The sequence below is a fragment of the Mesorhizobium sp. M7A.F.Ca.US.002.01.1.1 genome (genome assembly GCF_004022955.1).
Taxonomy (GTDB): domain Bacteria; phylum Pseudomonadota; class Alphaproteobacteria; order Rhizobiales; family Rhizobiaceae; genus Mesorhizobium; species Mesorhizobium ciceri.
Genome location: NZ_RZQE01000175.1, coordinates 1 through 11,036, shown reverse-complemented (window position 1 = coordinate 11,036; position 11,036 = coordinate 1). Strand labels below are relative to the sequence as shown.

The window sequence follows — 11,036 nt, the reverse complement described above, 5'->3', positions numbered from 1 at the left end:
GCCTACTGTCTGGGGTGCTGCTGGGCGCTGATGGCCCTGCTGTTCGTCGGTGGCGTCATGAACGTGCTGTGGATCGCCGGCATCGCCATCCTGGTCCTGCTGGAGAAGACGGTGCCGACCGGGCAGCTGATTCCGCGCGTTTCAGGCGCGTTGATGGCTGGCATCGGGACCTGGATCGTCTTTCAAGCCTCTTGAGAACAGTCTTCGTCTGCGACCTGTATTGGACTGCAGCCGCCAGTAAATCGTCAGAAGACAATCTTGGGACATGGTAGTTCGCCCCACGCGGAGGTCAACAACCACGAGGTATTTGCCCTGGATGGATTTCGCTGCCGCGGCCGGTATCGGCCCCGCGTTGGCGTTGCATCAGCTTTGCCGCCTTTATTGGCCCCTGCTGACTAATTCGCGGGCGTGTTTGTCTGTAAATCAGGCATTTACGGCAATCGGTTTTCAAACTCTTCGGGTTTGGGTCATTTCCCTTGACCTCACAGGAATTATCGCCTTCGATGACATTTGTGAATGGGAGGCGGCGCGTCGGTTACGATGCGGGGTTTCGGGATGGGCCGGGATGAAGCCGCGTTCACACGGGAGAAAAAAATCAGGATTTACTCCTGAAAAACAGAGAAAAGGGTCTGTGGGTCATGAAACACATTGCTATCGGCATTCTAGGCGCCGCCACGCTTGGATTGATGGCGTCCGCCGCGTCGGCGGCCACGCTCGACACCGTCAAGGCGAAGGGCTTCATCCAGTGCGGCGTCTCCACCGGCCTGGCCGGCTTTTCGGCGCCGGACGACAAGGGTGACTGGCAAGGCATCGATGCGGATTTCTGCCGCGCTGTCGCGGCCGCCGTCTTCGGTGACGGCTCCAAGGTCAAGTTCACGCCGCTCAGCGCCAAGGAGCGGTTTACCGCGCTGCAGTCGGGCGAGATCGACATCCTGTCGCGCAACACCACCTGGACCATCAACCGCGATACGGCACTCGGCCTGAATTTCATCGGCGTCACCTATTATGACGGCCAGGGTTTCATGATCAACGCCAAGAAGCTGCCGGGCGTCAATTCGGCATTGCAGCTCTCGGGCGCAGCCGTCTGCGTGCAGAGCGGCACCACCACCGAGCTGAACCTCGCCGACTATTTCAAGGCCAACAAGATGGAGTACAATCCCGTCGTCTTCGAAAAGCTGGAAGAGGTCAACGCCGCCTATGATGCCGGCCGCTGCGACGTCTACACCACCGATCAGTCGGGCCTCTATGGCATCCGCCTGACGCTGGGATCGCCGGCCGACCATGTCGTGCTGCCCGAGATCATCTCCAAGGAGCCGCTCGGACCGGCCGTTCGCCAGGGCGACGACCAGTGGTACCACATCGTCAAGTGGACCTATTTCGCGCTGCTGCAGGCTGAAGAGCTCGGCATCACCAAGGCCAATGTCGATGAGATGAAGAACTCGGCCAGCCCCGAGATCAAGCGCGTTCTCGGCCAGGAAGCCGACACCAAGATCGGTACCGATCTCGGCGTCTCCAATGACTGGGTGGTCAACATCGTCAAGGCCGTCGGCAATTATGGCGAAATGTTCGAGCGCAATGTCGGCTCGGGCAGCCCGCTGAAGATCGCGCGCGGCATCAACGCGCTGTGGACCAAGGGCGGCCTGCAATACGCGCCGCCGATCCGCTGATCGAAATGTGATCCGGGAGGCAGATCATCTGCCTCCCGGTTTCTCTTTCCAGGGGACGGTCGAATGGCATCGCAGGACGTACTTCGCGAGGAGCCCAGCCGCGGTTCCTTCATCAACGATCCGAAAATCCGGGGCATATTCTTCCAGCTGCTGGTCGTCGTGCTGCTGGTGGCGGGCGTCTGGTGGATTGCCCACAACGTTATCGACAACCTGACGCGGTTGCGCATCGCTTCAGGCTTCGGCTTCCTCAAGGGCCGCGCCGGCTTCGATATCAGCGAGAGCGCGATCGCCTATTCGTCGGATTCGACCTATGGCCGCGCCATTCTGGTCGGCCTCCTCAACACGGTCATCGTCGCTATCGTCGGCATCATCACCGCGACAATCATCGGCTTCGTCATCGGCATCGGCCGGCTCTCGAAGAACTGGCTGATCAGGAAGATCTGCACCGTCTATGTCGAGGTCTTCCGCAACATCCCGCCGCTGCTGGTCATCTTCTTCTGGTATTCCGGCGTGCTGGCCGTACTGCCGGCGCCACGCGACAGCATCAATTTGCCGTTCGGCTCCTTTCTCAACCAGCGCGGTTTCTATTTTCCACGCGCCGTATGGGGCGACGGTTCATGGCTGATCTTCGTCGCCCTGCTCGTCGGCATCGCCATGGCGTGGTTCGTCGCGCGCAAGGCGCGGCAACGGCAGATTGCGACCGGCCAGCAATTTCCGGTGTTTTGGACATCCGCGGCGCTGATCGTCGGGCTGCCGCTGCTCGCCTATGCGCTGAGCGGCTTTCCCCTGAGCTTCGACTACCCCAAGCAGTCGACTTTCAACCTGACCGGCGGCTTTCAGGTCCGGCCGGAGTTCCTGTCGCTTTATCTGGCGCTGTCCTGCTATACCGCCGCCTTCATCGCCGAGATCGTGCGTGCCGGCATCAGGGGTGTCAGCGCGGGCCAGACGGAAGCCGCCGGTGCGTTGGGATTGCGGTCCGGATCGATCCTGCGGCTGGTCGTCGTGCCGCAGGCCATGCGCATCGTCATTCCGCCGCTGACCAGCCAGTATCTCAACCTGACCAAGAACTCGTCGCTGGCCATCGCCATCGGCTATCCGGACCTGACGGCGACCGCCGGGACAGTGCTGAACCAGACCGGCCAGGCCGTCGAAGGCGTGGTGATCATGATGGTGATCTATCTCGCCATCAGCCTTCTGACCTCGCTTGTGATGAACTGGTTCAACGCCAAGATGGCGCTGGTGGAGAGGTGAGGTAAGGACATGCAAGAACATGATATGTCCTGGGTGCGCACCGAAATGGTGCTGGCGCAGCCGGCGCCCGCCAGCGTCACCGGCCTCGGCGCATGGGTGCGCAAGAACCTGATCGCGTCTACCGGCGACACCATTTTGACAATCGTCGGCATCGCCCTGGTGGCGATGATCCTGCCGCAAATCATCAATTGGGCGTTCATCAACGCCGTGTGGACGGGGCCGGACCGGACCGTATGCGCCACGGTGGCGCAAGGCGGCATCCAGCCGGATGGCTGGACCGGCGCCTGCTGGGCTTTCGTCAATGCCAAGTTTGGCCAGTTCATGCTCGGCCGCTATCCCATCGAGGAGCGCTGGCGGCCGATCCTGGTCGCCATCCTGTTCGTGGCGCTGCTGGTGCCGATGCTGATGCCGAAGGTGCCACGCAAAGGGCTGAATGCGGTTCTGCTGTTCTTCGTGCTGCCGATCGTCGCCTTCGTCCTGCTGGTCGGCGGCATGTTCGGCCTGCCGCATGTCGAGACCTCGCTTTGGGGCGGGCTCTTGGTAACGCTCAGCCTGTCCTTCGTCGGCATTGCCGTGTCGCTGCCGCTCGGCATCGTGCTGGCGCTCGGCCGCCGTTCCAAGATGCCGATCATCAAGACGCTGTGCGTCGTCTTCATCGAGACGGTGCGCGGCATCCCGCTGATCACCGTGCTGTTCTTCGCCAGCGTCATGCTGCCGCTGTTCCTGCCGGAGGGCGTTTCGTTCGACAAGTTCCTGCGCGCTTTGATCGGCGTGTCGCTGTTTGCCGCCGCCTATATGGCCGAAGTGGTGCGCGGCGGCCTGCAGGCGATCCCCAAGGGCCAGTATGAAGGTGCCGATTCGCTCGGTCTCGGCTATTGGCAGAAGATGTATTTCATCGTCATGCCGCAGGCGCTCAAATTGGTCATCCCGGGCATCGTCAACACCTTCATCGGCATGTTCAAGGATACCAGCCTGGTCATCATCATCTCGATGTTCGACCTGCTCGGCATCGTCAAACAGAATTTTTCCGATGCAAACTGGGCAACCGCGCAGACGGCGAGGTCTGGCCTGATCTTCGCGGCCTTCGTCTTCTGGCTGTTCTGCTTCGGCATGTCGCGCTATTCAATGTACACCGAACGCCGGCTCGACACCGGCCACAAACGCTGAATGCATGTCGCCCAAAAGTGTATAGCGGTTTTGGGGTAACGACAGGCATCATTACCAACAACAAAAGAACAAGGGGATCCCTCTCATGGCCACCGAAAATGCCGTCAGCGCAGAAGAGATCAAGGTCAACGCCGCCAAGATGCAGATTTCGACGACCGATGTCGCCATCGACATCATCGCCATGCACAAATGGTATGGCGAGTTCCATGTGCTGAAGGACATCAACCTGAAAGTGATGCGCGGCGAGCGCATCGTCATCTGCGGCCCCTCCGGCTCCGGCAAATCGACCATGATCCGCTGCATCAACCGCCTGGAGGAGCACCAGAAGGGCAAGATCATCGTCGACGGTAAGGAATTGACCAACGATCTCAAGAAGATCGACGAGGTGCGCCGCGAGGTCGGCATGGTGTTCCAGCACTTCAACCTGTTCCCGCATCTGACCATCCTGGAGAACTGCACGCTGGCGCCGATCTGGGTGCGCAAGACGCCGAAGAAGCAGGCCGAGGAAATCGCCATGCATTTCCTCAAGCGCGTCAAGATCCCGGAACAGGCCAACAAATATCCCGGCCAGCTTTCCGGCGGCCAGCAGCAGCGTGTGGCGATTGCCCGCTCGCTGTGCATGAACCCGCGCATCATGCTGTTCGACGAGCCGACCTCGGCGCTCGATCCGGAGATGATCAAGGAAGTGCTGGAGACCATGGTTGGCCTTGCCGAAGAAGGCATGACCATGCTGTGCGTCACCCACGAGATGGGTTTTGCCCGCAAGGTCGCCAACCGGGTGATCTTCATGGACCAGGGCCAGATCGTCGAGCAGAACACGCCGGCCGAGTTCTTCGACCACCCGCGCCACGAGCGCACGAAGCTGTTCCTGTCGCAGATCCTGCACTAGGCCTTTCGATGTTTGCGAGGAGCCCGGCTGAAACACTGCCGGGCTCTTTTGCGTATGGGATAACAGGCGACCGTTCCTGTCGCGCTGGAGCGCTTTTGCAGAGCCGCTTTTCATGAAGAGACTGGGACGTTTTCTAGGCCTTCTGTTGATTGTCGTCGCTCTCGCCGTGACGACGGGCACCCTCGTGCCGCGGCCGCTGTGGCCGGCGGCCGCCGCCATGCCCGCAGCGACGCGCCACATCCTGGTGCTGAACAATCCGATCCACACCGATATCGCCATCCCGGTCGACGATGCCGTGCGCCGGCGTTTCCACTTCCTGGTCGACGCCGGCATACCGGCCGACAGGCCGGAGGTCCGCTACATCGTCTTCGGCTGGGGCGGTCGCGCCTTCTACCTGGAGACGCCGACATGGTCCGAGCTGAAGGCGGTACCGGTGATGAAGGCACTGACCCTCGACTCGTCGGTCATGCATGTCGATGTCGCCGGTGACATCCTCGAACCGCGTCCTGACATCGCGGGGTTCGACATCACAGAGGACCGGTTCGCGGCGTTGCTCGATTTCATCGATGCGAGTTTCCAGCGCGGACCGGAAGGCCCGATCCTCGTTCCGGACGCGGCCTATTCCAGGTTCGACGGCTTCTACGAAGCCAACGGCCATTTCAACGCACTGATCGGCTGCAACACCTGGACGGCGGCCGCCTTGCGCACCGCAGGCTTGCGCACCGGCTGGTGGAACCCGCTGCCTGTATCGCTCGGCCTGTCGATGCGGCTTTATAATTGAAGGCCATTCCGGCGATCAGCCGGCCTTGCGATCCTGTTTGGACACATATTCTCGAAGCGCTCTGTTGATTGCACTCTGGTAGCCGCGACCATCCGGTGCGCGCCTTTTGAACCAGGCGACGAGGTCAGAATCGAGACGCAGGGTCAGTTGTTGCTTGACCGGCTTGAAATAAGGATTTCGGACGGCGTTCTGCCAGAATTCCTCGGTCAATTCGGGAATATCGCTCGTGTCGACATCATCCTCTGGTCGCGCTTTCAAAGCCGCGATCTCCGCTTTCTGTGCTTCTGTCAGAGGAGGCGGATTGGCCGGGTCGAATTCATATCGAACGATTTTGCGCATAATGCCTTTTCTCTTTGGACGTAGCTCGCCGCGCTGAAATGATGCGGATCACCTCGATCCCGTCTTCCTCTCGATCTGCGTGTGCAACCAGCAATACCAATGCGGTCTCAACCAAGCCGGTTGTCTGCCAACGATATTCGCCCCCTTCAATTCGATCATGCTCCAATAGCGCGAAAGGATCGGCGAAAACGCGAACGGCGGTGTCGAAGCTTACGCCATGCTTACGGAAATTGGATTTCGCCTTTTCGGCGTCCCATTCAAATCGCAATTTGCGCCTCGTTGACTACAAAAGTGTAACTACAAATTGCCATTACGTCAAGGTCGACCGATGTAAGCATTCTAAGGAGCCCGCCACCCATAAAGCCAGTCCAGATCCGCCGCGAGTTTTTCCGACGAGCGCGCCTTCAGGAACACATTGCGCGCAATCGCCACTGGACCCGAGGCATGCCAGGCCAGCCGGTTGACAGCGCCGCGTCGGGTGACCTGCGCGACACGCGGCCGCCGTGACTGTTCCCAGACGGCAAGTGCGGCCAGGGGGTCGGCAGGGAAGTCGGCGATGATGTCGGCAAGCGTCGCCGCATCCTCGATCGCCATGGCCGCACCTTGCGCTGCGAATGGGGTCATCGCATGCGCGGCGTCGCCGATCAGCGCGATGCCGTTCGGTGTTGTCCAGGGCTGTTGCGGGTCAACAGTGTGGATCGGCCATGCGGTCCACGGGCCGGCCTGCTCGACCAGACGGGCAAGTTCTGTCGCGGTGCCGCGCAGGGCTCGGGTCAGGATCCCGGCGTCGGCGTTGCCGGACCAGCCCTCGGCAATGCGGTCGCCCCTGGTGAAGGCCGCGAGATTGAAGGCCGCACCCTTGCTGACGGGATAGGCCACCATATGGAAGCCAGGATGCAGGAAGGTGGTGACGCAGTCCCTGGCGCCGATGGCGGCAAAGCTCCGACCGGCGGCGCTGCCGGCCGCGACCGTGGCGCGCCAGGCCAGTTCGCCGGAGAAATGGTTTCTTGGCGAGCCCTTGGCCGAATCGACAAGTGCGCGCACCGATGACCAGACGCCATCGGCCCCGACCAGCAGGAAGCCCTCCGCCTCGATGGTCTTGCCGTCGATCTCGGCCGTCGCCGTGATGCCATGCGGGCCGGAGGCAACGTCGCCGATGCGCGCGCCGGTGGTGAGATGGATATCCGGCACCTCGGCAACGCGCGCGGTCAATGCGCTCTGCAGATCGGCCCTGTGCGCGACGAGATAGGGTGCTTGCCAGCGGGTTTCGGCGGCTTGCCCCAGCGGCACGCGCGCCAGTTCGCGCAAGGTCGCGGCCTTCTTCAACACCACGGCTTGCGGCCGCACCGCTGCCGGCAGCAGCCGGTCGAGCACGCCAAGCTGGCGAAGGATGCGCGTCGCGTTTGGAGAGAGCTGGATGCCGGCGCCGGCAGCTTCCAGGCGCTGCGCCTGTTCGAACACCCGAACCGCGTAGCCGCGCGAGGCGAATGCAAGGGCTGCGGTCAATCCGGCGACACCGGCCCCGGCGACGACAATTTGCCGGGAACGCGTGTCGTTCATCGGGCTGGTCGCGAAAGTCTCAGGCGGCCTGTTCGATGTAGATGCATCCGGCCGGCAGCGTTTCCGTCGCCTTCAGCTTCGGCGAATAGCGGTAGAGCGTCGAGCAATAGGGACAGACTTTTTCATTGTCGTCGCCCATGTCCAGAAACACATGCGGGTGGTCGAAAGGCGGATTGGCGCCCGTGCACATGAATTCCTTCACGCCGATGTCGATTGCCGGATAGCCCGCATCGTTCTGAAAATGGGGAATGGAACCGCCTGCCATCGTCGTCTCCTTAACGCAGTCTCGTCTGCATCTGGATCATATCAGGCCTCTTTGCAAGTTCGATGAAATCAAACTGTCGCAAAAGCCTGTCAGAGGATAAGTTAAGCCGGTTAACCCATGGCCCGAAAACCGATTTCGGTTTCCGGGAGGGACCATGGGTCGCTAGAGTGACTGGCTAGCCGGCTTGAGCGGGTGTGGAAGAGCGGGAATCATGAACGAACTGAAGCCGGTGCAGAACGAATTCGTGGATGTCGAGGTGGCTCGCCCGGAAGGCGGCAACCCGGACCGGTTTGTCAACCGCGAGTTTTCCTGGCTGCAGTTCAACCGGCGCGTTCTCGAGGAGTCGCTGAACCTCATTCATCCGCTGCTGGAGCGCGTCCGCTTCCTGTCGATCTCGGCCGCCAATCTCGACGAGTTCTTCATGGTCCGAGTCGCCGGTCTTGCCGGCCAGGTGCGCGAGGGCATCACGCTGAAGAGCCCCGACGGCCGCACCCCCGAACAGCAGCTCGAACAGCTGCTGCGTGAGGTCGAGCGGCTGCAGGAAGACCAGCAGAAGAGCCTTTCGGCGCTCACCGTGCTGCTCAACAAGGAAGGCATCGAGAGCATCACCCGCGATGCGCTGACCAAGGACGAGAAAATCTGGCTGGAAGACCATTTCCAGGAACAGGTTTTCCCGGTGCTGACCCCGCTGTCGATCGACCCGGCGCATCCGTTCCCGTTCATCCCCAATCTCGGCTTCTCGATGGCGCTGCAATTGCGCCATCGCAAGAACGGCGAGGAGATGAGCGCGCTGCTGCGCCTGCCGGTGGCGCTGAAGCGCTTCATCCGTCTGCCGGACCGCAAGCATCATGTCCGCTTCATCCCGCTGGAAGAGGCTGTCGGCCTCTATATCGGCAAGCTCTTCCCCGGCTACGAGGTCAAGGGCTCCGGCACGTTCCGCATCATCCGTGACAGCGATATCGAGGTCGAGGAGGAGTCCGAGGACCTCGTGCGCCTGTTCGAAACGGCGCTGAAGCGGCGTCGGCGCGGATCGGTGATCCGCATCGAATTCGACAGGCTGATGCCTGGCGAATTGCGCGATTTCGTCGCCGGCGAGCTTGGCGTGTCGTCCAGCCGCATCAGCGTCTTGACCGGTCCATTGGCGCTCAGCCAGATTTCCGAGATCGTCGCCGTTCCCCGCGACGACCTGAAATTCACGCCCTACAATCCGCGTTTTCCCGAGCGCATCCGCGAGCATGGCGGCGATTGTTTCGCCGCCATCCGCGAGAAGGACATCGTCGTCCATCACCCTTACGAATCCTTCGATGTGGTGGTGCAGTTCCTGCGCCAGGCAATGGCCGATCCGGAGGTGGTGGCGATCAAGCAGACGCTTTACCGCACCTCCAACGACAGCCCGATCGTGCGCGCGCTGGTCGACGCGGCCGAGGCCGGCAAGTCGGTCACCGCGCTGGTCGAGCTCAAGGCGCGTTTCGACGAGGAAGCCAACATCCGCTGGGCGCGCGACCTGGAGCGGGCCGGCGTGCAGGTGGTGTTCGGATTTCTCGAACTGAAGACACATGCGAAAATGTCGCTGGTGGTGCGGCGCGAGGACGGCAAGCTGCGCAATTACGTGCACCTCGGCACCGGCAACTACCATCCGGTCACCGCACGCATCTACACCGACCTGTCCTTCTTCACCACAGATCCGACGATTGCCCGCGATGTCGCCCAGCTGTTCAATTTCATCACCGGCTATGCCGAGCCGACGGACGAAATGCGGTTGGCGATCTCGCCGTTCACGCTGAGAAGCCGCATCCTGAAGCACATTGCCGACGAGATTGCCTACGCGGTGCAAGGCAAACCGGCGCGCATCTGGATGAAGATGAACGCCCTCGTCGATCCGATCATCATCGACGCGCTCTACGATGCCAGCCGCGCCGGCGTCGAGATCGACCTTGTCGTGCGCGGCATCTGCTGCCTGCGGCCGCAGGTTCCGGGCCTGTCGGAAAACATCCGCGTAAAATCGATCGTCGGCCGTTTTCTCGAGCACAGCCGCATCTATTGTTTCGGCAATGGTTTCGGCGTGCCGTCGGACGAGGCGATCGTCTACATCTCCTCGGCCGACCTGATGCCGCGTAATCTCGACCGCCGCGTCGAAACCATGGTGCCGATCACCAATCCAACTGTGCATGAACAGATCCTTGGCCAGATCATGCTGGGCAACATTATGGACAATCAGCAAAGTTTCGACGTATTGGCTGATGGAACCTCCCGGCGCGTCGTGCTGGAGGAGGGCGAGGAACCGTTCAACGCGCAGGAATATTTCATGACCAATCCGAGCCTGTCGGGACGGGGTGACGCGCTGAAGTCGCATGCGCCCAAGCGCATCGCGCAGTTCAAGCGCCGCAAGAAGAACGCCGCAGCGTCCGGCTGATGCTGTCTGATTCTCAGGGCCGGCTGCAGGACCGCCGACCGCTGTCCATCATCGACATCGGATCGAACTCGATCCGTCTCGTCGTCTATGAGGGGCTGGCGCGCTCGCCGACCATGCTGTTCAACGAAAAGATGCTGGCCGGTCTCGGCCGCGGCATCGTTTCGACCGGCAAGCTCGACCCCGAGGCGGTAACGCGCTCGATGGAAGAGTTCCGCCGCTTTCGTGCGCTTTCCGACCAGGCCGGCGCCGAGCAGATGTATGTGCTGGCGACCGCGGCGGCCCGCGAGGCGGTCAACGGCCCCGATTTCATCCACCGCGCCGAGGATGTGCTGAAGACCGAGATCCGAGTGATCAGCGGTCGTCAGGAAGCGTACTATTCCGCGCTCGGCGTCATTTCCGGTTTCCATCCGGCCGATGGCATCGCCGGCGATCTGGGCGGCGGCAGCCTCGAACTGGTCGATGTCAGCGGCGAGGCGATCGGCGACGGCATCACGCTGCCGCTGGGCGGCCTGCGCCTGCAGGACATGGCGAAGAACTCGCTGACCCAGGCGGCCAGGATCGCGCGTGACGAACTGGCGAAGGCCAAGCTGTTGAAAGGCGGGCAGGGCAGGCCCTTCTACGCCGTCGGCGGCACCTGGCGAAATCTTGCCCGGCTGCACATGGAAATGACCAACTATCCGCTTGGCGTCATGCACCATTACGAG

12 protein-coding genes are annotated in these 11,036 nt (G+C 61.7%); 8 read left to right on the top strand and 4 right to left on the bottom strand.

Going from position 1 to position 11,036, the window contains the following annotated elements; all coding sequences use genetic code 11:
- The 6 genes from EN932_RS18055 to EN932_RS18030 form a co-directional block, all read left to right on the top strand.
- Positions 1 to 195: DUF2182 domain-containing protein (locus EN932_RS18055; protein ID WP_206618943.1), on the top strand; the 195-nt coding region annotated here is incomplete at its 5' end.
- A 443-nt stretch (positions 196 to 638) separates the two neighbouring features.
- Positions 639 to 1,667, top strand: coding sequence for an amino acid ABC transporter substrate-binding protein (locus tag EN932_RS18050; RefSeq protein WP_024505009.1), 1,029 nt, complete (start codon positions 639 to 641; stop codon positions 1,665 to 1,667).
- 63 nt (positions 1,668 to 1,730) lie between these two features.
- The gene (locus tag EN932_RS18045) at positions 1,731 to 2,918 is read left to right on the top strand and encodes an amino acid ABC transporter permease (protein ID WP_127385403.1); all 1,188 of its coding nucleotides are present in this window, start codon (positions 1,731 to 1,733) and stop codon (positions 2,916 to 2,918) included.
- Between the two features lie 9 nt (positions 2,919 to 2,927).
- Entirely contained in the window at positions 2,928 to 4,085 is a 1,158-nt protein-coding gene (locus EN932_RS18040) for an amino acid ABC transporter permease (RefSeq protein WP_013532421.1), read from the top strand.
- Between the two features lie 85 nt (positions 4,086 to 4,170).
- Positions 4,171 to 4,974: an amino acid ABC transporter ATP-binding protein gene (locus tag EN932_RS18035; protein ID WP_013532420.1), complete on the top strand. Its 804-nt coding sequence runs from the start codon at positions 4,171 to 4,173 to the stop codon at positions 4,972 to 4,974.
- Between the two features lie 112 nt (positions 4,975 to 5,086).
- Positions 5,087 to 5,755, top strand: a complete 669-nt coding sequence (locus EN932_RS18030; RefSeq protein ID WP_127368339.1) for a TIGR02117 family protein — start codon at positions 5,087 to 5,089, stop codon at positions 5,753 to 5,755.
- 15 nt (positions 5,756 to 5,770) lie between these two features.
- On the opposite strand, the gene EN932_RS18025 is transcribed toward EN932_RS18030, so the two are convergent.
- The 4 genes from EN932_RS18025 to EN932_RS18010 all read right to left on the bottom strand — a co-directional run bounded on the left by EN932_RS18025 (position 5,771) and on the right by EN932_RS18010 (position 7,919).
- On the bottom strand, positions 5,771 to 6,094 hold the full coding sequence (locus EN932_RS18025; protein WP_027037847.1) for a BrnA antitoxin family protein: 324 nt from the start codon (positions 6,092 to 6,094) through the stop codon (positions 5,771 to 5,773).
- Positions 6,072 to 6,362: a BrnT family toxin gene (locus EN932_RS18020; RefSeq protein WP_127368338.1), complete on the bottom strand. Its 291-nt coding sequence runs from the start codon at positions 6,360 to 6,362 to the stop codon at positions 6,072 to 6,074. Before EN932_RS18020 ends, EN932_RS18025 begins: the two co-directional genes overlap by 23 nt.
- 71 nt (positions 6,363 to 6,433) lie before the next feature.
- Positions 6,434 to 7,654, bottom strand: coding sequence for an FAD-dependent monooxygenase (locus tag EN932_RS18015; protein WP_127368337.1), 1,221 nt, complete (start codon positions 7,652 to 7,654; stop codon positions 6,434 to 6,436).
- Between the two features lie 19 nt (positions 7,655 to 7,673).
- Positions 7,674 to 7,919, bottom strand: a complete 246-nt coding sequence (locus tag EN932_RS18010; RefSeq protein ID WP_013532417.1) for a zinc-finger domain-containing protein — start codon at positions 7,917 to 7,919, stop codon at positions 7,674 to 7,676.
- A 211-nt stretch (positions 7,920 to 8,130) separates the two neighbouring features.
- On the opposite strand from EN932_RS18010, the gene EN932_RS18005 reads away from it, so the two are divergent.
- Together EN932_RS18005 and EN932_RS18000 are read left to right on the top strand one after the other, a co-directional pair.
- Positions 8,131 to 10,332, top strand: coding sequence for an RNA degradosome polyphosphate kinase (locus EN932_RS18005; protein WP_128368954.1), 2,202 nt, complete (start codon positions 8,131 to 8,133; stop codon positions 10,330 to 10,332).
- Positions 10,332 to 11,036, top strand: a 705-nt coding sequence (locus EN932_RS18000) for a Ppx/GppA family phosphatase (protein WP_164890526.1), incomplete at its 3' end; no start/stop codon positions are given. The genes EN932_RS18005 and EN932_RS18000, both read left to right, overlap by 1 nt.